Raw genomic sequence first — 20,824 nt, 5'->3', positions numbered from 1 at the left:
CTGGGCCCTGGCGTGGGATGGGTGGGTTTGGCGGAGAGCGGGGCGGAGAATGGTCTAGACCCTTGACAGGTATCGGTCCTGACGGGTGCACTGGTGGCGGCCGATGACCGGCGGCTGCCCGACGCCGGTCATCGGCTGACCACCGGACCGCCTGGTCGCCGGATCATCTGATCATGATCGGCTGATGACGGGTCAGCGCGCCGTGCCCTTGCCGTCGGCCCCGCGGCCATCGGCCCCGTGACCGTCGGCGCCGTCGCCGTCCTCGTCGCGATTCCCGTCCGCCGCACCGGAGTTGGGCCCGGCGCCCGAGTCGGACCCGGTCGCGCCGCCGTCCTGCGCGGCATCCGCGTCGGCGTCCGTGTCCACGCCCGTCTCGGCCTCGGTCGCCCCCGCCCCGCCCGCCGGGCCGTCCGTGGCGCGCTCGGTGATCGCCCGCCCGGCCACCGGCTTCTCGCCGGCTGGGCCCTGGTTGTCCCGGCGGCGCAGGTAGCGCTCGAACTCGCGGGCGATCGCCTCGCCGCTGGCCTCCGGCAGCTCGGCGGTGTCCTGGGCCTCCTCCAGCTGCTGGACGTACTCGGCCACCTCGCTGTCCTCGGCGGCCAGTTGGTCCACCCCCAGCTGCCAGGCCCGGGCGTCCTCGGGCAGCTCGCCGGGCGGGATCCGCAGGTCGAGCAGGTCCTCCAGTTTGTTCAGCAGGGCCAGCGTGGCCTTGGGGTTCGGCGGCTGCGCCACGTAGTGCGGCACTGCGGCCCAGAGGGTCACGGCTGGCACCCCGGCGTGCGCGCAGGCCTCCTGCAGCACGCCGACGATGCCGGTCGGACCCTCGTAGCGGCTCTCCTCCAGGTCCAGCCGGCGGGCCAGCTCGGCGTCCGAGGTGACGCCGCTGACCGGCACCGGGCGGCTGTGCGGGGTGTCGCCGAGCAGCGCGCCGAGGATCACGACCAGCTCCACGCCGAGCTCGTGGGCGAAGCCCAGCAGCTCGTTGCAGAACGAGCGCCAGCGCATGCTGGGCTCGATGCCGCGCACCAGGACCAGGTCCCGGGTGGTCGGCTCGGTCACCCGGACGACCGAGAGCCGGGTGGTCGGCCAGGTGATCCGGCGCACCCCGCCGTCCAGCCAGACCGTGGGCCGGTTGACCTGGAAGTCGTAGTAGTCCTCCGCGTCCAGGGCGGCGATCACCTTGCCGCCCCAGGTCTCCTCCAGGTGTCCGACCGCCGTGGAGGCGGCGTCGCCCGCGTCGTTCCAGCCCTCGAAGGCACAGACCATGACCGGGTCGATCAACTCGGGAACATCTTCCAGCTCGATCACCCAGCGTCTCCCTCCGGCCGATCCGGCCGCGCTCCCCGCCCTGGGACGGTCGCGGCCGGCCGACTGCCGACTGCTCTCCTGACCACGTGGAACGCTCCGTTCCACGGACCCTACCTGCCCAGCCTACGGGCTTTGATGCGCGCCGACCCCGACGGGCCGCCCGCCCGCCGGGGCCCGTCCCGGACCGTCCGGACGCACGTGTGGAAGGCGCCGGCCGGGTGGGTGCGACCGGGACAGTCTCGACCGGGGGAGGGCCCGGCGGCCAGCGGTTATCCGGCCAGCGCCTGCGCGACCACCGGGAGGTAGCCCTGTGACTGCCCGTCAGCGGTCGGGTGGAAGGACTCCCAGAGGCTCGGCAGCACGATGCCGGTGATCCACTCGCCGCCGCGCCCGGCGCAGATCCCGTGCCCGGCGAAGGTGGCGCGCGGGTCGGCGAACTGGGCACCGTGGGCGGCCGCTTGACGCTGGATCAGCTCGTCCAGCTGGTCGGCCAGCTGGTTGAAGCGGGTCCGGCGGTCGTCGGTCCCGGCCCAGCAGGTCGCGGCCGCGTGCTCCTGCAGCAGGTGCGGGTAGCCGGTGATCACCACCCGGGCGCCGGGGGCGGCCTGGCCGATCGCGCCGAGCAGCCGGTCGAGCCGGCCGGGCAGCTGGTCGTGCAGCAGTTCGGCCGCGTGGTCCAGTGCCTGGGTGCACCTGCCCTCGGTGGTCAGCGGTTGCAGGCAGTCCACCACCGCGTCCGAGAAGTCCAGGTCGTTGCCGCCCACCGTGAGCGTCACCATTGCGGTGCCGGCCGGCAGCCGGGGCAGCTGGCCGGAGAGCACGGCCGCGGTGTCCGCCCCGCCGCAGGCGAGATCGAGGAAGTCGCCGCCGGGGTGGCCGGCGGCCCACAGTGCCGGGTAGGCGCGGGTGCTGCGGTGGCAGTCGCCGCTCGCCGGGTCGTAGGAGCCGGCCGCCACGCCGGCGGCATAGGAGTCGCCGAGCGCGACATAGCCCGGCCGGCCCGCCGTCGTGGCAGCGGCGGCGGGTCCGGGCGCGGCGACGGCGAGCAGCAGGAGCGGCAGGGCGGCGAGGACGGTGCCCGTCCGGTGGCGCAGAGTGATCATGGCGACGCATGCTAGCGCGAACCGTGACGGCAGGTGCTCAGGCGATTACGGCTCGTAGGTGAAAGGTGTCGTGACGCTCAGCGCGGTGAAGCCCAGCCGGGCCAGGATCGGGCGGCTCTGGTCGGAGGCGTCCACCTGTAGGTAGCGGTAGCCGCGGTCGACGGCCAGCCGCGCGCGGTGCGCGATCAGCGCCCGGTACAGGCCCTTGCCGTGCCACCCGGGTGCGGTGCCGCCGCCCCACAGACCGGCGAAGGAGGTGCCGGGCAGCAGCTCCAGCCGGGCCCCGCAGACCGGCTCGTCACCGGCCATCGCGACGACCACGGCGAGCGTCTCGGGTGCCTGGTCGAGCACGTCCAGCAGCTCGCGGGTGAGCCGCGAGCCGTCGTTCTCGAAGGCCTGCTCGTGCACCCGGCCGAGCAACTCGATCGCCGTCCGGTCGGTCTCGGTGCGCAGCCGGACACCGGCCGGCAGCTCGACCGCACTGGTGAGCGCGGCGGCCTCGGCCACCATCAGCGTCTCCGGCGGCTCGGGCACCAGGCCGGCGGCGCGCAGCCGGTCGGCGAGGTCGGCGGGCCGGTCGTGGCTGTAGTGCTTCCACTCGAACTCCCGGCCGAGCGCACCGAAGTGGCGCAGCTGCTCGGCGATCGCCGGATCCGCCGTCCGCTCGTCCAGCTCGGACCAGAGCACGCCCGACCAGCCGTGCTCCCCGCCGTCCTGCCGGACCACCGACCCGACCCGCTCGACCACCGCGTCCGGCCCGTCCGGGCCCCGCTCCCGGCGCGCCTGCCGGTCGTACTCCGCCAGTACCTGCGCCGCATCCAGTTCCAGTGCCATCCGCCCAGCTGAGCAGGCGCACCGGGCGGTGGCAACCGGTTTGTTCGCCGCCCCGGCCCCGCCGGTCAGCGCTCCCCGGTGATCGCGCGCAGCACCGCCGCCGTGTCCGCCAGGTCCGGCAGGACCACGTCCGCGCCGGCCGCAGCCAGCTCCGCGGCCGACGCCGCCCCGGTCGCCACGGCCACGCTGCGGGCGCCGGCCGCCAGCGCGGTGGCCACATCGCGCCGGGTGTCGCCGATGATCACCGCCCGGCTGCCCGTGAAGGGCCGGCCCAGCACCTGCTCGGCCCGGGCGAACGCGAACTCCGGCAGGTCGGTGCGGTCGACCGCGTCGTCCCCGTAGGCGCCCAACCGCAGGTCCAACCGGCCGGCCAGGCCGAAGGCGGCCAGCTTCAACTCGGCCAGCGGCCGCAGGTTGCCGGTCAGCACCGACTGCCACACCCCGGGCAGCGCGCCGAGCGCCGCCAGCGCGGCCACCGCGCCGGGCAGCACGCGCCCCTCGTCCGTCAGGTCGGCGGCCCGGTCGTGCATCTCGGCCACCACCAGCTCCAGGAAGCTGTCGAGCAGCCCGTCCCCGGGGTCGAAGCCGTGCGCCCGGAGCACCTCGGCGGCCGCGGCCAGCTCGGTACGGCCGTCGAACTGCCAAGCCCGGGTGAGCGGTTGCCCGGTGGCGCGGTTGAACGCGGCGGCGTACGCGCGGCGGTTGACCGTGCCGGCGTCGATCAGCGTGTGGTCGATGTCCCAGAGCACCAGCAGCGGCGCGGACTCGTCCATGGTCGAGCTCCCTTGGTCCAGTGTGGCCGTACCGGACGGCCCCCCGAGCCGATCATCGCGCATCGGTGCTGGGCCTATACTTCCGACCCGGCCGCGACTGGCGAAGGTGGGCCACCACCGGGGAGCGGCCGGTGATCCGATGCGAGCGTCGACCGCCTGGGCGCCTCCATCAGCGAATTCCGACGATCTCGCTGACGAGGAGTCACCATGCGACTGCGTTATGGCATGAATCCCCACCAGGCCGCTGCCCCCGTACTACCGGTCCGTCCGGGCGATGAGCCGGTCCGCCTGCTCAGCGGCACCCCCTCCTACATCAACCTGCTGGACGCGCTGAACGCCTGGCAGTTGGTGAGCGAGGCCAGCCGGGCGCTGGGCGGGCAGGTGGCCGCCGCCTCGTTCAAGCACGTCTCCCCGGCGGGCGCCGCGCTGGCGGGCCCGGTGGACCAGGCGGCGGCCGAGCTGTACGGGGTGAGTGCGGCCGGCCTCGGCCCGGTCACCAGTGCCTACCTGCGGGCCCGGGACGCCGACCCCAAGTCCTCCTACGGCGACTTCGCCGCCGTCTCGCACCCGGTGGACGCCGAACTCGCTGAGCTGCTGGCCACCGTGGTCTGCGACGGCATCATCGCCCCCGACTACCACCCCGGCACCGTCGACCGGCTCAGCCGCAAGAAGGGCGGGCGGTTCCTGGTGCTGGCCGCCGACCCCGGCTACCGCCCGCCGGCCCGCGAGGTCCGCGAACTCTACGGCCTGCGGCTGGAGCAGGACCGCGATCAGGCCGAACTCTCCGCCGACCTGCTCCGGTTGTCGGTCGGCGAGGAGCTGTCGCCGGCCGCCGTGGCCGATCTGCTGCTCGGTCTCGCGGTGTTGCGCTATACCCAGTCGAACTCGGTCTGCTACGTGCGCGACGGCGTCACGGTCGGCATCGGCGCCGGTCAGCAGTCCCGGGTCGACTGCACCCGGCTGGCCGGGGCCAAGACCGACCTGTGGTGGTTGCGCCGCCACCCGGCCGTGCGGGCGCTGGAGTTCCGTCCCGAGGTGCGCCGCCAGGACCGGATCAACTGGCAGCTGCGCTACCTGGAGGGCGACCTCCCGGCCGACGTCACCAGCGTATTGGCCACCCCGGTTGCTGAATTGACGTTCCGTCAGCGGACTGACTGGCTGGCCGAACTGACCGGCGTCTCGTTCGCCTCCGACGGCGCGCTGCCCTTCCGCGACAACGTCGACTTCGCGGCCCGGCACGGCGTCACCCGGATCGCCGAACCGGGCGGCTCGATCCGCTCGGCGGAGGTGGAGCAGGCCTGCCGCGAGCACGGGATCACGCTAGCCCGCACCGGGCTGCGGCTCTTCCATCATTGAGTCCGGTATGATTAATCAAGGGCCTCTAGATCTCAGGATCAAGGGGGCTAGATTATTGGTCATGGTAGCGGGAATGAAGCTCAGGGAACTGGAGCGCAAGCTGATGGCCCAGGGCTGCACGGTCAAGTCGGACCTCGGCAGTCACACCAAGTGGATCTGCCCGTGTGGCCGACACCAGGCCCACATCCCCCGGCACACCATGGTGTCGCCGGGGGTTGTGAACGATACGGCGAAGAAGCTCGCCTGCCTGCCGAAGGGATGGATCAAGTGACCGAGAAGCCGACTTCGTACACCGTCGTCGCCAAGCGGTGGCGGCACGGCTGGGAGCTGCACATCGACGGCGTCGGTGTCACGCAGTCCCGCACGCTGCTCGACGCCGAGCACATGGCTCGCGATTACATCGCCCTGGAGCGGGACATCCCCGAGGACTCCTTCGAGGTCCGTGTCACGCCCGAGATCGGGGCCGGCGTCGATGGTGAACTCGTCGTCCTGCGTGCGGCCGACGACGAGGCGACCGCCGCGCAGCAGCGCGCGAGTGAGAAGCGGCGCACGATCGCGGCGCAGCTCAAGGCTCTCGGCCTGTCCGGCCGTGAGATCGCTGCGGTTCTCGGCATCACCCCTCAACGCGTCTCTCAACTCCTCAGTCAGAAAGGGCGCGCACAGGTCTGAGCGTCCGGCACGACGAGCCAGGATCGGTGACGCTCCCTCAGGCGTCGGCCACCCGCGCCAGCACTCGAGCCGTCTGCGCCGGCTCGGAGAACATCGGCCAGTGCCCGGTGGGCAGTTCCGCCAGCTGCCACTCCGGCCCGCCGAGCGCCGCGAACCACGGGTGCCGCTGCGCGATCATCGCCCGCACCGCGTCCAGCGGGTACGAGCAGCTCACCAGCGTCTTGGGCACCCCCGCTGCCGCGCCGGTGAGTTCGAGTGCCTGTCGAAGGGTCCCCACGGGCTGGTCGGTGGCCCGCTCGCGGAACAGCGCCAGCTCCGCCTCGTCGAGTCCGGTCAGGCTCACGCCGTTCGCCGCCAGCTGCTCCCAGGACGGCAGCGGGTAGCGCCAGCCGTCCACCAGCGCGGCCTCGATGCGCGCCCGCTGCTCGGGCGGCTGCTGGTCGAGCGGCGCCAGCCCGTCGGGGAGCGGGCCGCTGTCCAGGTAGACCACCCGCCGGATCCGCTCGGGCACCCGGTCTGCGGCCCCGGTCACCGGCGCGCCGGCGCCGCTGTGCGCGACCAGCACCACCTCGTGCAGGTCCGCGGCGGTGATCAGGTCGGTCAGGTCGCCGATGTGGGTCTCCAGGTCGACCTCAGGGCCGCCCTCGTCGGCCCGCTCGCCGAGCCCGGTCGGCGTGACGGCGTGCACCGCGTGCCCGGTCGCCCGCAGCGGCTCGGTCACCCGGTCCCAGGCCCAGCCGCCCAGCCAGTACCCGGGAACAAGAACGAACGTGCTCACGGAAATCTCCTCCTCGAAGTCGCTCACCACCGACCCTAGGATCGAATCAGGACGGAACCCGTCCGGATGGCGTCGGCCTCGCGAGTTCCCTCGGAGAACCCAGCTGGCCCACCCCGGCCGCCCCCACACGGTGCCGCGCCCGGCCGAGCTGCGGACCGAACTGCGCGCGCCGGCCGCCCGGTTGACCACCTGGAGAAAGCGCACCGGCTGACCGCCCGACCGGGTACCCGACGAAGTCGGCGGCCGCCGGGCGGACAATCGCGAAAGGGTCTGCCGAGTGTCAGAGCGGCGTCCTATGGTTGGGCCCATGACGACTTCCGAGCAGAACACGACCACGAAGGTCGATTTCTACTTCGACCCGATCTGCCCCTTCGCCTGGATCACCTCCCGCTGGATCCTGGAGGTCGAGCAGCAGCGTGACCTGGACCTTGACTTCAAGGTGATGAGCCTGTCCGTGCTCAACGCCGGGCGCGAGGACCTGCCTGAGCGCTACAAGGAGATGCTCGACCGTGGGTGGGGCCCGGTCCGGGTCTGCATCGCCGCCGCCGAGCAGCACGGTCCCAAGGTGCTGCGCGAGCTCTACACCGCGCTGGGCACCCGGATCCACAACCAGGACAACAAGGACTACGCCGAGGTCATCCCGCTGGCGCTGGCCGACGTCGGCCTGCCCGCCGAGCTGGCCGAGGCCGCGACCAGCACCGAGTGGGACGAGGCGCTGCGGCGCAGCCACCACGAGGGCATGGACCCGGTCGGCGAGGACGTCGGCACCCCGACCATCCACATCGACGGCGTGGCCTTCTTCGGCCCGGTGCTGACCGCGATCCCGCGTGGCGAGGATGCGGTCAAGCTCTTCGACGGCGCCCGGCTGCTGGCCGGCTTCCCGAAGTTCTTCGAGCTGAAGCGCACCCGCACCGGCGAGCTCGACTTCAACTGAGCCGCCCCGCCCGCCGCTGGGCCCCGGGAGGTCGGGGCCCAGCGGCCGGCTTGCGCGCTCGGGTGACGGATCGTCAGATCTGCTCGGCAGCACCGGTTCCCCTCGCACCGCTCACCGCCCGGTCAGTCCAGCCCGCACCAGTCCCGCCGGTACGTCGCCCAGTCCGCCGCCGTCGCCGTGAAGTCCGCGTAGACGGCCACCCCGAAGGCCTGCCGCCCCGCCGCGTGCCGCCCCAGCGCCAGGCGCACCCCGCGCACCGCCGCCGCCACCGTCTCGGCCGAGCCCCGGTGGCCCACCTGGTCGGCGTCGTAGGCGGGCAGCCCCATCAGCAGGTCGACCGAGGCCGGGGTGACCTCCAAGGCCAGCGCGGTCTGCTGCGCGACGTAGCCGGTGTAGAGCGAGGGCAGCGGCATCGCGGTGTCGTAGGACATCACCGCCACCTGGTCGACCCGCCGCGCCACCTGCCCGAAGTAGGCCTGCGACCACCACTTGGGATGCCCGGTGAGGGTGCCCGCCACGGCGTGCAGCCCCGGTAGCGGATCGATCTGCGGGGTGGCCACCGAGAACGGCACGCCGCGCGCGGCGGTCAGCGCGTGCACCTGGTCGAGCAGCGCGAGGTAGCCGGCGTCGCCCGAGTGCACCGGCTCCAGGTCGAAGTGCACGCCGTCGAAGCCCGCGTCCAGCACCTGCGCCGCCGAGTCGGTGATCCGTCGGCGAACCGCCGGGTCGTCCAAGTGGAGCCCGACCTCCTCCGGTGCCACCAGGTCGCCCAGCCAGGCCTGCACCCGCACACCGGGCAGTTCGCGGTGCACCGCCGCGAGCAGGGCGCCGGCCTGCGGGTAGCGGTCGGCGGGCAGCGAGCCGTCGTCGTTCAGCGGGCCGGCATGTACGAACAGGTCCCGGATGCCGCCCTGGATCAGCTGCGGCAGCCCGGCCAGGTCAGCCGGGCCCTTGCGGCCGTCCACCCAGGCGTGCCCGAGCCAGGCCGCGTCCTGCCCCCGGGTGCGGGCCAGCGCGGAGGGCGTCCCGGCGGCCTCCAGCCGCAGCGCCGTGGCGATCCCGGCCGGTGGCAGCACCAGCAGGGCCACCAGCGCCAGCGCGGTGAGCGTGACGATCGGCCGTCGCCGTGACCAGCCCCGCCACCCGGCCCGCAGCCGCCGCCCACCGCCCGCCAGGACCTGCCGCCACCTCGCCGAGACCTGCCGCCACCTGCTCGAATGCCACGCTTCGACCACGAATTCCGCCCCTGGGTCAGCTCTGATGGCCCACCATACGGAATGGTCTCCGTCGCAGAGCGCCCGGCCGGATACGCTGGCGGGGTGCGCCCCCGTCCGGAGGGTGCGCATAGCCGACAGCCGTCGCATCCAGGGAGTAGCCCCATGGCCACCAGTGTCCCCGCAGGCACCCAGACCGCCGTCCACCAGGCCCGCGCCACCGCGCTGCGCGAGGCCCTCGCCAGCCGGGTCGTCGTCGCCGACGGCGCGATGGGGACGATGCTGCAGGCACAGAATCCGACGCTCGAGGACTTCCAGGACCTGGAAGGCTGCAACGAGGTCCTGAACGTGACCCGTCCCGACATCGTGCGCGGGGTGCACCAGGCGTACTTCTCGGTCGGCGTGGACTGCGTGGAGACCAACACCTTCGGCGCGAACCTCACGGCGCTGGGGGAGTACGACATTCCCGAGCGGATCTTCGAGCTGTCCGAGGCCGGCGCCCGGATCGCCCGCGAGGTGGCCGACTCCTACGAGGACGGCCGCACCCGCTGGGTGCTCGGTTCGATCGGCCCGGGCACCAAGCTGCCGACGCTGGGTCACACCACCTTCGACCTGGTCCGCGAGGGCTTCAAGCAGAACGCGGCCGGCCTGATCGCGGGCGGCGCGGACGCGCTGCTGGTGGAGACCAGCCAGGACCTGCTGCAGACCAAGGCGGCGGTGCTGGGCTGCAAGGACGCGCTGGCCGAGGCCGGCCTCGACCTGGTGGTGCTGGCCCAGGTGACGGTCGAGACCACCGGCACCATGCTGCTGGGCTCGGAGATCGGGGCCGCGCTGACCGCGTTGGAGCCGCTGTCCCTCGACTACATCGGCCTGAACTGTGCCACCGGCCCGGCCGAGATGAGCGAGCACCTGCGCTACCTGGCCAAGAACGCCCGGATCGGGCTCTCCTGCATGCCGAACGCCGGTCTGCCGGTGCTCGGCAAGGACGGTGCGCACTACCCGCTGAGCCCCGCCGAGCTGGCGGACGCGCACGACACCTTCACCCGCGAGTACGGCCTGTCGCTGGTCGGCGGCTGCTGCGGCACCACACCCGAGCACCTGCGCCAGGTGGTCGAGCGGGTCCAGGGCCGCCCGCTGGCCGAGCGCCACCCGCGCCCCGAGCCGGCCGCCGCCTCGCTCTACCAGGCGGTCCCGTTCCGCCAGGACACCTCCTACCTGGCGATCGGCGAGCGGACCAACGCGAACGGCTCGAAGAAGTTCCGCGAGTCGATGCTGGCCGGCGACTGGCAGGCCTGCGTGGAGATCGCCCGCGAGCAGATCCGCGAGGGCGCGCACCTGCTGGACCTGTGCGTGGACTACGTGGGCCGCGACGGCGTAGCGGACATGAAGGAGATCGCCGGCCGCCTCGCGACGGCCTCCACCCTGCCGATCGTGCTGGACTCCACCGAGCCGCAGGTGCTGCGCGCGGGCCTGGAGCTGCTGGGCGGGCGCGCGGTGCTCAACTCGGTCAACTACGAGGACGGCGACGGTCCCGACACCCGGTTCGGCAAGGTCGCGGCGCTGGCTCGCGAGCACGGCGCGGCGCTGATCGCGCTGACCATCGACGAGAGCGGTCAGGCCCGCACCGCCGAGACCAAGGTCGCCATCGCCGAGCGGCTGATCGAGCAGTTGGGCCGCGAGTACGGCATCGCCGAGAGCGACATCCTGGTGGACTGCCTGGCCTTCACCCTGGGCACCGGGCAGGAGGAGTCGCGCCGCGACGGCATCGAGACCATCGAGGCGATCCGCGAGCTGAAGCGCCGTCACCCGGACGTGCAGACCACGCTGGGCCTGTCCAACATCTCCTTCGGCCTCTCGCCGGCGGCCCGTCAGGTGATCAACTCGGTCTTCCTGCACGAGTGCGTCGAAGCCGGTCTGGACTCGGCGATCGTGCACGCCGCCAAGATCCTGCCGATCGCGCGGATCCCCGAGGAGCAGCGCCAGGTCGCGCTCGACCTGGTCTACGACCGGCGCCGCCCCGAGCACGGGGACGAACCGGCCTACGACCCGCTGCAGAAGCTGCTCGAGATCTTCCAGGGCGTCTCGGCCGCCTCCAGCGCCGCGTCCAAGGCCGAGGAGCTGGCGGCGCTGCCGCTGGAGGAGCGGCTCAAGCGCCGGATCATCGACGGCGAGCGCAAGGGCCTGGAGGCCGACCTGGACGAGGCGCTCACCGAGCGTCCGGCACTGGCGATCGTCAACGAGACGCTGCTGGACGGCATGAAGGTGGTCGGCGAGCTGTTCGGCTCCGGCCAGATGCAACTGCCCTTCGTCCTGCAGTCCGCCGAGGTGATGAAGGGTGCGGTGGCGTACCTGGAGCCGCACATGGAGAAGTCCGACGACGAGGGCAAGGGCACCATCGTGCTGGCCACCGTCAAGGGCGACGTGCACGACATCGGCAAGAACCTGGTGGACATCATCCTGTCCAACAACGGCTACACCGTGGTCAACCTGGGCATCAAGCAGCCCGTCTCGGCGATCCTGGAGGCCGCCCAGGAGCACCGGGCGGACGTGATCGGCATGTCGGGCCTGCTGGTCAAGTCCACCGTGATCATGAAGGAGAACCTGGAGGAGCTGAACCAGCGCAAGCTGGCCGCCGACTTCCCGGTGATCCTCGGCGGCGCCGCGCTCACCCGGGCCTACGTCGAGCAGGACCTGCACGCCATCTACGAGGGCGAGGTCCGCTACGCCCGGGACGCCTTCGAGGGCCTCAAGCTGATGGACGCGCTGATCGGCGTCAAGCGCGGGGTGCCGGGCGCGGCCCTGCCCGAGCTGCGCCAGCGCCGGCACGCCCGCACCGAGGTGGTCGAGGAGGAGCAGGAGCCGAACCTCGGCCAGATCCGCTCGGACGTCGCGGTGGACAACCGGCTGCCCACCCCGCCGTTCTGGGGCGACCGGATCGTCAAGGGCATCCCGTTCGCCGACTACGCCTCCTGGCTGGACGAGGACGCGCTGTTCAAGGGCCAGTGGGGTCTGAAGGCGGCGCGCACCGGCCAGGGACCGTCCTACGAGGAGCTGGTGGAGACCGAGGGCCGGCCGCGGCTGCGGATGTGGCTGGACCGGCTGCAGACCGAGGGCTGGTTGGAGCCGGCCGTGATCTACGGCTACTACCCGGCCAACTCCAAGGGCGACGACCTGATCGTCTACCACCAGGACGGCACCGAGCGCACCCGGTTCACCTTCCCGCGCCAGCGGCGCGGCCGCCGCCTGTGCCTGGCGGACTTCTTCCGTCCGGAGGAGAGCGGCGAGCGCGACGTGCTCGGCCTGCAGGTGGTCACCATGGGCAACCGGGTCTCCGAGGCCGCGAACGAGCTGTTCCAGGCCAACGCCTACCGCGACTACCTGGAGCTGCACGGCCTGTCGGTGCAACTGGCCGAGGCGCTGGCCGAGTTCTGGCACGCCCGGGTCCGCTTCGAGCTGGGCTTCGGCGACGAGGACCCGCAGGACGTCCGGGACATGTTCGCGCTCAAGTACCGCGGCGCCCGCTTCTCGCTCGGCTACGGTGCCTGCCCCGAGCTGGAGGACCGCGCCAAGATCGCCGAGCTGCTCAAGCCGGAGCGGATCGGCGTGGTGCTCTCCGAGGAGTTCCAGCTCCACCCCGAGCAGTCCACCGACGCCATCGTGATCCACCACCCCGAGGCGAAGTACTTCAACGCGCGGTAACGCCTTGGTCGCGTGCCGTTCGTGTCCGGGCGCGTATCCTGGACGACCCCGCTCCGCAGGGGCGGGGTCGAACAGCGAAGGAGCGTGCCGCATGACCACTGTCGACACCGCAGCCGTGCAGCTCGACGCGCTCGGCGGCCCGGACCCGCAGGCGGTGCTGGTGGACATGGACGGCACGCTGATCGACAGCGAGCAGTACTGGTGGCAGGCCGAGGCCTCGCTCTTCGCCGAACTCGGCCACCCGCTGGACGACTCGCACCGGGCCCACGTGGTCGGCGGTCCGATGACCCGGGTGATCGACTACCTGCTCGGCGTCACCGGCCTGGAGGTGAGCCCGGCCGAGCTGGCCGTCGGGATCAACGAGCGTTTCGTCGAACTGCTGGACGGTGGCGCGCCGCTGATGCCCGGCGCCGCCGAGCTGCTGGCGCTGCTCGCCGAGCACCGGATCCCGGCCGCGCTGGTCTCCGCCTCGCACCGGCGGATCATCGACCTGGTCCTGAAGAACCTCGGGGACCACCCGTTCGCCTTCTCGGTGGCCGGTGACGAGGTGACCCGCACCAAGCCGCACCCCGACCCGTACCTGGCCGCGGTCGCCCGCTTCGGCGCCACACCGGCCCGCTGCGTGGTGATCGAGGACGCGCCGCTGGGCGTCCAGGCCGGCGAGGCGGCCGGCTGTCCGGTGATCGCGGTGCCTTCGGTGGCGCCGATCGCCGCCGCTCCCGGGCGCGTTGTGCTGCGCTCGCTGGCCGAACTCGACCTGGACCTGCTGCGCTCGGCGGTCGCCGCCCAGGTGTGATACCACCTGTGATTTCGCCGCCCGAATGTGACGCTCGTCTCCTTTTCCCGCCCGCCGGGCCGCGAGTCGGCCCGGCCTGGTAGGGCGAAACCGGACATCGGCTGACAACTCGTCGGCTCTGCGCACGTCCTTCGCATACCCCGTTCCCCGGCGGCGGTGAGCGCGACCTGCGGGATATGGCAGGCTGGCGCGGTCTATCCCGACACGCCTTGGGCAGAGCGTGCGGCGCGAATCCCTGATCCGGGGCCGTCCAGCGGCCTGCCCACCGGTCCCCACGGCCGGCCTGCACGGAGAAGGAACGCATGACTTCAGCCATACGACGCGTGCCCGGGCGCATCGCGACCCTGGGGTGTGCGGCCCTGGTCGCCACTTCGCTGGCCGGCTGCGGCTCGGTCAAGTCCATCGCGGGTGGCGGCAGCAGCAGCCCGATCACCCTGGGCACCGTCAACAGCACCACCGTGCTCGACCCGGCCGGTGCCTACGACATCGGCTCCTGGCTGATCCTGGAGAACACCTTCCAGGGGCTGCTCCGGTTCCCGGTCGGCGCCACCACGCCGCAGCCCGACGCCGCGCAGTCCTGCGAGTTCAGCTCTGACGCGATGACCTACCACTGCACCCTGCGCCAGGGCCTGACCTTCTCCAACGGCCACCCGCTGACCGCGCAGGACGTGGTCTTCTCGGTGAACCGGATGAAGAAGATCGCCGACCCGAACGGTCCCGCCTCGCTCCTCGACACCGTCAAGTCGGTCGAGGCGCAGGGCGACAGCGACGTGGTCTTCCACCTGACCCAGCCCGACGCGGTGCTGCCGGACAAGCTGGCCAGCGGCGCCGGCTCGATCGTGGACCACAGCGTCTTCCCGGCCGACAAGGAGCTGGCCAACGACCAGCTGATCGGTTCGGGGCCGTACAAGATCGACTCGGTGGACGAGACCACCGCCTCGGACGGCACCAAGACCCCCGCCAAGGTCAGCCTGTCGGCCAACGGCAAGTACCAGGGCGACGAGAAGGCGAAGACCTCGAAGATCGCGGTCCGCTTCTTCACCCAGCCCGACCAGCTGAAGAGCGCGCTGGACAGCGGCCAGGTCGACCTGGCCGACAACAGCCTGGACCCGAAGGTGGCCGCCCAGCTGCAGGCCGACCAGACGGCCGGCAAGGGCACCCTCAAGGTCACCGAGGTGGACGGCAGCGACTCCGGCTTCCTGGTCTTCAACACCAAGGACCAGACGCTGAGTCAGCAGGCGGTGCGCCAGGCCGCCGCCCAGCTGGTCGACCGCGACCAGCTCAGCAGCCAGGTCTTCTCGAACACCGTGCAGCCGCTCTACTCGGTCGTCCCGCAGGGCGTCGCCGGGCACAACACCGCCTTCTTCGACAAGTACGGTCAGCCGGACGCGGCCAAGGCCAAGGCGATCCTGGCAACCGCGAAGATCGCCACGCCGGTCAAGTTCAACCTCGCCTGGACCGGTGCCGCCGCCTCGGGCGCCGAGGCCGCGGCACTGAAGAAGCAGCTGGAGGCCGGCGGGCTGTTCCAGGTCACCACCCAGCAGGTGGCCGACTGGAGCGTCTACCGCAAGGCCTGGGCACAGGGCAGCTACCAGGCCTACACCACCGGCTGGAGCGCCGACTACCCGGACGCCGAGGACTTCGTGGCGCCGCTGGTGGTCGACGGTGGATCCTTCCACAACGGCTTCGACGACCCGGTGATCAGCCAGCAGCTGCTCCCGCAGACCCAGCGCCAGGCCGACCGCCTGCAGTCCGCCGGCACCTTCGGCACCATCCAGAACCAGCTGGCCGTCGACGTCCCGATGGTCCCGCTGGTGCAGAGCAAGGCGCTCTACACCGCACGCGAGGACATCAACGGCGTGGAGGCCGCCGTGGACTCCACCTCCCTGATCCGGTTCTCCGAGCTCAGCCGCGGCTGAGCCGGGCGCGGTACGCCGAGGGGCCGTCCGGAACTCCGGACGGCCCCTCGGGCTTCTCGTACGGCTGCTGCCAGCTGACGAATCGACGAATCGTTTCCCGCCGCAGGGCAGGGCAGGGCAGGGCCGGGCCTATGCCGCGCCCGGCCGGACCAGCCCGCTCTCGTAGGCGAAGACCGCGGCCTGCACCCGGTCGCGCAGCCCGAGCTTGGTCAGCACATGGCCCACGTGCGTCTTCACCGTGGTCTCGCTGACGAACAGCTCGGCGGCGATCTCGGCGTTCGACAGCCCCTTGGCGACCAGCCGCAACACCTCCATCTCCCGCTCGGTCAGCGCGGTCAGCGCGGGCGAGGGCGTCTCGTCGCCCGAGGGCAGCCGGGTCGCGTACATGTCCAGCAGCCGGCGGGTGATCGAGGGCGCCAGCATCGCGGCCCCGTCGGCCACCACCCGGATCGCCTGCACCAGCTCCTCGGCCGGCACGTCCTTGAGCAGGAACCCGCTGGCCCCGGCCCGCAGCGCCTCCACCACGTACTCGTCCAGGTCGAAGGTGGTCAGCACCAGCACCTTCACCGGGCCGTCCCGACCCGGCCCGACGATCCGTCTGGTCGCCTCCACCCCGTCCATCCGGGGCATCCGGATGTCCATCAGCACCACATCGGGCTGCAGGGCCCGCACCTGTTCCAGCGCCTGCTGACCGTCCCCGGCCTCGCCCACCACCACCAGATCGGACTCGGCCTCCAGAATCATCCGGAAACCGGTGCGCAGCAGTGGCTGGTCGTCGACCAGCAGCACTCGGATCGCCACCTAGGACTCCTTGCTCGTCATGCTCGTCACGGTCTTCTGCGGCGGCAGCCCGGTGATCGGCAGGGGGTAGGGCGGGGGAGTCCCGCCGAACTCCGGGCAGCTCGCCTGATGGTCGCACCAGTCGCAGAGCCGGTTGCGGGTGGCCGGGAACTCCCCGGTGGCCACCGCCCGGCCGATGGTCTCCCAGAGCGCCAGCAGCTTGCGCTCCACCGAGCGCAGGTCCGCCTCGTCCGGGTCGTAGCTGACCACGTCACCGCCGCCGCCCAGGTACACCAGCTGCAGCCGCTTGGGCAGCACGCCCTTCCAGCGCCACACCACCAGGGCGTAGAACTTCATCTGGAACATCGCCTTGCCCTCGAAGTCCCGCGAGGGCGCGCGCCCGGTCTTGTAGTCCACCAGCCGCACCTCGCCGGTGGGCGCCACGTCGACCCGGTCGATGTAGCCGCGCAGCTTCAGCCCCGAGTCGAGCACGGTCTCCACGTACAGCTCGCGCTCCACCGGCTCCAGCCGGGTCGGGTCCTCCAGCCGGAACCACTGGGCGAGCAGCTTCTCGGCGTCCGCCAGCCAGCGCGCCAACTGCTCGGCCGCCTCCCCGGCCCCGCCCCCGTCCGCACCCGGGAACAGTTCGGCCAGCTCCGGCCGCTCACCCAGCAGCCGCTCCCACTGCGGGCGCAGCAGCTCCAGCGCGCGCTGCGGGGTCCGCTCGCCGGCCGGGTGGTCGAAGAGCCGCTCCAGCACCGCGTGCACCAGGGTGCCCCGGGTGGCCGCCTGGCTCGGCGGCTCCGGCAGCTTGTCGATCACCCGCAGCCGGTAGAGCAGCGGGCAGGTCAGGAAGTCCCCGGCGCGCGAAGGGGACAGCCCGCTCGGCGGCACGGCCTGGCGGGCGGTCTCGGTCTGCTGCATACCCAGACCCTATGGGGTCCGGCTGTCATCCGGCTGTCAGACCACTCACCGCCCGCAAGTTGGGTAGAACGTTCACCAGGGGGCACTCACGCCATCGCGGTCCGAGATCACGTAGCGTGGGCAGCCTCCGCCCGCCAGGGACGGGGCCGAGGCGGGGACGACGACCTGAAGGGGTCACGGTGAGCGACACCACAGGGCAGCAGACCTCACAGCAACCGCCACGCCAGAACGGTCCCGCCGGCCCCGACGGCCCCGCCAAGGAGCCGGAGCGTCCCGGCGGCGCGATCCTGATGGGCCGTCCGTTCGGCGTGCCGATCTACGTCACCCCCACCTGGTTCCTGATCGCCGCCCTGATCACCTGGCTCTTCGGCGACCAGCTCTCCAACGTGCTGCCCGGCCTCGGCTTCACCCGCTACCTGGTGGCGCTCTCCTTCGCGATCGCCTTCTACGCCTCCGTCCTGGTCCACGAGCTGGCCCACACCCTGGTCGCGCTGCGCTACAAGCTCGGGGTCCGCCGGATCCAACTGCAGTTCTTCGGCGGCATCTCCGAGATCGAGAAGGAGGCCGAGACCCCTGGCCGGGAGTTCTGGCTGGCCTTCGTCGGGCCGCTGCTCTCCCTGGTGCTCGGCGGGATCTGCTGGCTCTTCCTGGACCTGGTCGAGCTGGAGACCGTGCCCGGCGTGCTGCTGGCCGGCCTGATGGTGGCCAACCTGGTGGTCGCCGTCTTCAACCTGCTGCCCGGCCTGCCACTGGACGGCGGCCGGATGCTGCGCGCCGTGGTCTGGGGCCTGACCGGACGCCAGATGACCGGCACCATCGCGGCCGCCTGGGCCGGGCGGGTGCTCGCCCTGGTCGTGCTGTTCGGCCTGCCCGCGATCAGCTCGGCCCGGGCCGGCGCCCAGCAGAGCGGCAGCCAGGCGCTGCTCGACTCGGTGCTGGCCGCGGTGCTCGCCGTGGTGATCTGGAACGGCGCCGGCGGGGCCCTGCGCAACGCGAGACTCAAGGAGGCGCTGCCCGGCCTGGCGGTGCGCGGCCTGACCCGCCGGGCCGTCTCGGTCACCGCCGAGACCCCGCTCGCCGAGGCGCTGCGCCAGGCCCGCGAGGCCCAGGCCGGCGCGGTGGTGGTGATCGACGGCCACGGCGACCCGATCGCGCTGGTCAAGGAGGCCGCCGTGCTCCAGGTCCCGGAGCACCGCCGCCCCTGGGTGGCCGTCGGGGCGCTGGCCCGCTCGCTCGAACCCGGCCTGCGGATCTCCGCCGACCTGGACGGCGAGCAGCTGCTGGCCGCGCTGCGCACCACCCCGGCCAGCGAGTACCTGGTGGTCGAGGAGGACGGCCGGCCCTACGGCGTGCTCGCCGTCTCCGACGTCGAACGCCGGCTGAGCGCGGTGCTCACCGGCCGCTGAGCCCACAGCTGCCGGTCACGGACCGTGATGATCGCCCGGCGTCGAGCGGTGTCCGGGCCGGGATAGGATTGTCGGCATGTCCGAACCGACCGGTGCCACCCGCAGGCGGGGGCCATTCACGGTCGGGGATCAGGTTCAGCTGACCGACCCCAAGGGCCGTCACTACACGTTCACGCTCGAGGGTGGAAAGAACTTCCACACCCACAAGGGCGCGTTCCCGCATGATGAGCTGATCGGCGCCCCCGAGGGCACCGTCGTGCGCACCACCGGGAACGTCCCCTATCTCGCGCTGCGCCCCCTGCTCCCCGACTACGTCCTGTCCATGCCCCGCGGCGCCGCCGTGATCTACCCCAAGGACGCGGGGCAGATCCTGGCCATGGCCGACATCTTCGCCGGCGCCCGCGTGGTCGAGGCCGGCGTCGGCTCCGGCGCGCTCAGCACCTACCTGCTGCGGGCCGTCGGCGACACCGGGCTGCTGGCCTCCTACGAGCGCCGCCAGGACTTCGCGGACATCGCCCGCAGCAACGTCGAGCGCTACTTCGGCGGCGCCCACCCGGCCTGGAAGCTCACCGTCGGCGACCTCCAGGACAACCTGGTGGAGAGCGACGTCGACCGGATCATCCTGGACATGCTGGCGCCCTGGGAGTGCCTGGACGTCGCCGCCAAGGCGCTCGTCCCCGGCGGCCTGATCTGCTGCTACGTGGCCACCACCACCCAGCTGTCGCGCACCGTCGAGGCGCTGCGCGAGCACGGCACCTTCACCGAGCCGCAGTCCTGGGAGACCATGGTCCGCACCTGGCACGTCGAAGGCCTGGCCGTCCGCCCCGACCACCGGATGATCGGGCACACCGGCTTCCTGCTCACCTCCCGCCGGCTGGCCGACGGCGTCGAGCCGCCGCTGCGCCGCCGCCGCCCCGCCAAGGGCGCCTACGGCGAGGACTACGACAACGGCTCGGCCGAGACCAGCCTGGCCGAGCGCGCCGCCGCCCGGGCCGCCGCCAAGGCCGCCACGCCGGTGATCGACCAGGACTGACCGGGACGACCCGTCCCGCCCGTCCGCCCTCGGGGGCGGCGCTCCCGCCCGGAGCGCCGCCCCCGAGGCGTTCGGCCGGCCGCTCGACGGGCGGCGCCCCCGGTGCCGACCACACCGCGCCCATGTGCGACGATCTGCGCGTACACGTTCACCCCGGGCCGGTGGAGGGGACCTCTTGGCCAACGCAGCGGACACGACGGCACCCGATCCGGCGCGCACCCCCCGACCCACCGAGGGTGCCCAGGCGCCGGCACCCGCCGCCGCCCGCTCGGGCCCCTGGCGCTGGGGCCTGGTCGTGCTGGCCTGCACCGCCCTGGTCACCGGCACGCTGGCCGCCGCACCGAGCGTCGCGAGCCACCCGCTCGCCGCCCCGGGCAGCGCGCAGGGCGCCACCGACACCCCGCACGCGCTGCCCACCGCGCAGGCCCCGGACCCCGCCCAGGCCCAGCTCCCGCTGGACTGCGGACCGATGCCCACCGCCGTGTCGATCAGCTTCACCGCCGACCTGGGCGACGGGACCCCGGCCACCGTGGTCGCCGCCCACTGCCAGGCCGGCAGCGGCACCGCCCCCGACGGCGTCTTCGTCCTCGCCCCCGGCCAGGACGGCCACCCGGCCGTGCGCGACACCCTGCTGCGCTGGCAGGAGGGCTTCATCGTGACCCGGCTCGCGCTGCGCTCCGACGGCACCATCACCGCCATCGCCAAGGGCTACTCCACCGCCGACGTGCCGCGCTGCTGCCCCGACCTGACCGTCCAGTTCAACTGGACCCGGCACGCCGACGGCTACCAGCGCACCCAGCAGATCGCCCCGACCGCCGCGACCTGACCGAGGGTCAGCACCGCTCAGCCTGACGGGGCGCCAACTCGCCCCGGCCAGGGGCCATTCGCGGCTCAGTCCGCGTCCGGCCCGTACACCTCGACCCGGTCGGCGACCCGTCGCACGTGGATGCAGTCGCCCGGGCAGTCCTTCGCCGAGTCCACCACGTCCTGAAGCAGCGTCAGCGGCACCCGCGTGGTGGCCCCCGGCTGCTGGCGCAACTCGTCGTCCTCGCCCTTCACATAGGCCAGACCGTCGATGTCCAGTTCGAAGACCTCCGGCGCGTACTGGACACAGATCCCGTCCCCGGTGCACAGGTCCTGATCGATCCACACCTCGAGAGGCTCGGCGGCACCCGCCCCACTGGTCACTGACATCGGTTCCTGCCTAGAAACGGTCACGATCGGATATTGACTCGCTCGACCCTACCCTCCGCCCGCTTTCCGGGCGTGTGCGGTGGGTATCTGCTTGCCGAGGGGAA

Annotated in this window: 19 protein-coding genes and 1 riboswitch; of the genes, 10 read left to right on the top strand and 9 right to left on the bottom strand. The window is 72.5% G+C overall.

The genetic code is table 11. The features are described from left to right. Positions 1 to 192 precede the first annotated feature (192 nt). From P3T41_RS09635 to P3T41_RS09620, 4 genes are all read right to left on the bottom strand, one after another. Positions 193 to 1,308 (bottom strand): PAC2 family protein, encoded by a 1,116-nt coding sequence (locus P3T41_RS09635; protein WP_280689221.1) that lies wholly within the window; start codon positions 1,306 to 1,308, stop codon positions 193 to 195. 269 nt (positions 1,309 to 1,577) lie between these two features. After that, positions 1,578 to 2,411: an SGNH/GDSL hydrolase family protein gene (locus P3T41_RS09630; protein WP_280689220.1), complete on the bottom strand. Its 834-nt coding sequence runs from the start codon at positions 2,409 to 2,411 to the stop codon at positions 1,578 to 1,580. A gap of 45 nt (positions 2,412 to 2,456) precedes the next feature. After that, a complete protein-coding gene (locus P3T41_RS09625; protein ID WP_280689273.1) occupies positions 2,457 to 3,233 on the bottom strand; it encodes a GNAT family N-acetyltransferase in 777 nt (258 codons plus the stop codon). Positions 3,234 to 3,310: 77 nt separating this feature from the next. Then, on the bottom strand, positions 3,311 to 4,018 hold the full coding sequence (locus tag P3T41_RS09620) for a haloacid dehalogenase-like hydrolase (protein WP_280689219.1): 708 nt from the start codon (positions 4,016 to 4,018) through the stop codon (positions 3,311 to 3,313). 83 nt (positions 4,019 to 4,101) lie between these two features. Beyond that, positions 4,102 to 4,187: riboswitch (ZMP/ZTP riboswitch) on the top strand. Positions 4,188 to 4,225: 38 nt separating this feature from the next. On the opposite strand from P3T41_RS09620, the gene P3T41_RS09615 reads away from it, so the two are divergent. The 3 genes from P3T41_RS09615 to P3T41_RS09605 all read left to right on the top strand — a co-directional run bounded on the left by P3T41_RS09615 (position 4,226) and on the right by P3T41_RS09605 (position 6,043). Continuing rightward, entirely contained in the window at positions 4,226 to 5,374 is a 1,149-nt protein-coding gene (locus tag P3T41_RS09615) for a phosphoribosylaminoimidazolecarboxamide formyltransferase (protein ID WP_280689218.1), read from the top strand. 73 nt (positions 5,375 to 5,447) lie between these two features. Beyond that, positions 5,448 to 5,645 (top strand): hypothetical protein, encoded by a 198-nt coding sequence (locus tag P3T41_RS09610; protein ID WP_280689217.1) that lies wholly within the window; start codon positions 5,448 to 5,450, stop codon positions 5,643 to 5,645. Next, entirely contained in the window at positions 5,642 to 6,043 is a 402-nt protein-coding gene (locus P3T41_RS09605) for a hypothetical protein (RefSeq protein ID WP_280689216.1), read from the top strand. The genes P3T41_RS09610 and P3T41_RS09605 overlap by 4 nt, the downstream gene beginning before the upstream one ends. Before the next feature lie 37 nt (positions 6,044 to 6,080). On the opposite strand, the gene P3T41_RS09600 is transcribed toward P3T41_RS09605, so the two are convergent. After that, positions 6,081 to 6,821, bottom strand: coding sequence for an alpha/beta hydrolase (locus tag P3T41_RS09600; protein ID WP_280689215.1), 741 nt, complete (start codon positions 6,819 to 6,821; stop codon positions 6,081 to 6,083). A gap of 307 nt (positions 6,822 to 7,128) precedes the next feature. On the opposite strand from P3T41_RS09600, the gene P3T41_RS09595 reads away from it, so the two are divergent. Next, entirely contained in the window at positions 7,129 to 7,755 is a 627-nt protein-coding gene (locus tag P3T41_RS09595) for a disulfide bond formation protein DsbA (protein WP_280689214.1), read from the top strand. A gap of 122 nt (positions 7,756 to 7,877) precedes the next feature. Here the strand turns inward: P3T41_RS09595 and P3T41_RS09590 are convergent, their stop codons facing one another. Beyond that, entirely contained in the window at positions 7,878 to 8,870 is a 993-nt protein-coding gene (locus P3T41_RS09590) for a hypothetical protein (RefSeq protein WP_348533636.1), read from the bottom strand. A gap of 264 nt (positions 8,871 to 9,134) precedes the next feature. Here P3T41_RS09590 and metH point away from each other — a divergent pair, with 264 nt between their 5' ends. The 3 genes from metH to P3T41_RS09575 all read left to right on the top strand — a co-directional run bounded on the left by metH (position 9,135) and on the right by P3T41_RS09575 (position 15,383). Further along, positions 9,135 to 12,668 carry a methionine synthase gene (gene metH / locus P3T41_RS09585; RefSeq protein ID WP_280689213.1) on the top strand — a complete coding sequence of 1,178 codons (3,534 nt, stop codon included), beginning with the start codon at positions 9,135 to 9,137 and terminating at the stop codon, positions 12,666 to 12,668. A gap of 91 nt (positions 12,669 to 12,759) precedes the next feature. Next, positions 12,760 to 13,464: an HAD family phosphatase gene (locus P3T41_RS09580; protein ID WP_280689212.1), complete on the top strand. Its 705-nt coding sequence runs from the start codon at positions 12,760 to 12,762 to the stop codon at positions 13,462 to 13,464. A 302-nt stretch (positions 13,465 to 13,766) separates the two neighbouring features. Beyond that, complete coding sequence (locus P3T41_RS09575; protein ID WP_280689211.1) at positions 13,767 to 15,383, top strand: ABC transporter substrate-binding protein; 1,617 nt, start codon at positions 13,767 to 13,769, stop codon at positions 15,381 to 15,383. Positions 15,384 to 15,512: 129 nt separating this feature from the next. On the opposite strand, the gene P3T41_RS09570 is transcribed toward P3T41_RS09575, so the two are convergent. Beyond that, positions 15,513 to 16,184 carry a response regulator transcription factor gene (locus tag P3T41_RS09570; RefSeq protein WP_280689210.1) on the bottom strand — a complete coding sequence of 224 codons (672 nt, stop codon included), beginning with the start codon at positions 16,182 to 16,184 and terminating at the stop codon, positions 15,513 to 15,515. Then, the gene (locus P3T41_RS09565) at positions 16,185 to 17,087 is read right to left on the bottom strand and encodes a RecB family exonuclease (RefSeq protein WP_280689209.1); all 903 of its coding nucleotides are present in this window, start codon (positions 17,085 to 17,087) and stop codon (positions 16,185 to 16,187) included. Positions 17,088 to 17,266: 179 nt separating this feature from the next. On the opposite strand from P3T41_RS09565, the gene P3T41_RS09560 reads away from it, so the two are divergent. From P3T41_RS09560 to P3T41_RS09550, 3 genes are all read left to right on the top strand, one after another. Further along, the gene (locus P3T41_RS09560) at positions 17,267 to 18,493 is read left to right on the top strand and encodes a site-2 protease family protein (RefSeq protein ID WP_280689208.1); all 1,227 of its coding nucleotides are present in this window, start codon (positions 17,267 to 17,269) and stop codon (positions 18,491 to 18,493) included. Positions 18,494 to 18,569: 76 nt separating this feature from the next. Then, positions 18,570 to 19,526 carry a tRNA (adenine-N1)-methyltransferase gene (locus P3T41_RS09555; RefSeq protein WP_280689207.1) on the top strand — a complete coding sequence of 319 codons (957 nt, stop codon included), beginning with the start codon at positions 18,570 to 18,572 and terminating at the stop codon, positions 19,524 to 19,526. Between the two features lie 175 nt (positions 19,527 to 19,701). Next, positions 19,702 to 20,352 carry a hypothetical protein gene (locus P3T41_RS09550; RefSeq protein ID WP_280689206.1) on the top strand — a complete coding sequence of 217 codons (651 nt, stop codon included), beginning with the start codon at positions 19,702 to 19,704 and terminating at the stop codon, positions 20,350 to 20,352. 65 nt (positions 20,353 to 20,417) lie between these two features. Here P3T41_RS09550 and P3T41_RS09545 read toward each other — a convergent pair whose 3' ends face one another. Beyond that, a complete protein-coding gene (locus P3T41_RS09545; RefSeq protein ID WP_280689205.1) occupies positions 20,418 to 20,720 on the bottom strand; it encodes a ferredoxin in 303 nt (100 codons plus the stop codon). Positions 20,721 to 20,824 lie beyond the last annotated feature (104 nt).

Origin of the sequence: Kitasatospora sp. GAS204B (genome assembly GCF_029892155.1) — a bacterium.
Classification (GTDB): domain Bacteria; phylum Actinomycetota; class Actinomycetes; order Streptomycetales; family Streptomycetaceae; genus Kitasatospora.
This window is presented reverse-complemented; position numbering and strand designations above follow the sequence as displayed.

Coding starts and splice junctions, on each gene's coding strand:
- P3T41_RS09630 (WP_280689220.1), bottom strand. CDS start 2,411: ATGATCACTCTGCGCCACCGGACGGGCACCGTCCTCGCCGCCCTGCCG.
- P3T41_RS09620 (WP_280689219.1), bottom strand. CDS start 4,018: ATGGACGAGTCCGCGCCGCTGCTGGTGCTCTGGGACATCGACCACACG.
- P3T41_RS09615 (WP_280689218.1), top strand. CDS start 4,226: ATGCGACTGCGTTATGGCATGAATCCCCACCAGGCCGCTGCCCCCGTA.
- P3T41_RS09610 (WP_280689217.1), top strand. CDS start 5,448: ATGAAGCTCAGGGAACTGGAGCGCAAGCTGATGGCCCAGGGCTGCACG.
- P3T41_RS09595 (WP_280689214.1), top strand. CDS start 7,129: ATGACGACTTCCGAGCAGAACACGACCACGAAGGTCGATTTCTACTTC.
- metH (WP_280689213.1), top strand. CDS start 9,135: ATGGCCACCAGTGTCCCCGCAGGCACCCAGACCGCCGTCCACCAGGCC.
- P3T41_RS09580 (WP_280689212.1), top strand. CDS start 12,760: ATGACCACTGTCGACACCGCAGCCGTGCAGCTCGACGCGCTCGGCGGC.
- P3T41_RS09575 (WP_280689211.1), top strand. CDS start 13,767: ATGACTTCAGCCATACGACGCGTGCCCGGGCGCATCGCGACCCTGGGG.
- P3T41_RS09565 (WP_280689209.1), bottom strand. CDS start 17,087: ATGCAGCAGACCGAGACCGCCCGCCAGGCCGTGCCGCCGAGCGGGCTG.
- P3T41_RS09555 (WP_280689207.1), top strand. CDS start 18,570: ATGTCCGAACCGACCGGTGCCACCCGCAGGCGGGGGCCATTCACGGTC.
- P3T41_RS09545 (WP_280689205.1), bottom strand. CDS start 20,720: ATGTCAGTGACCAGTGGGGCGGGTGCCGCCGAGCCTCTCGAGGTGTGG.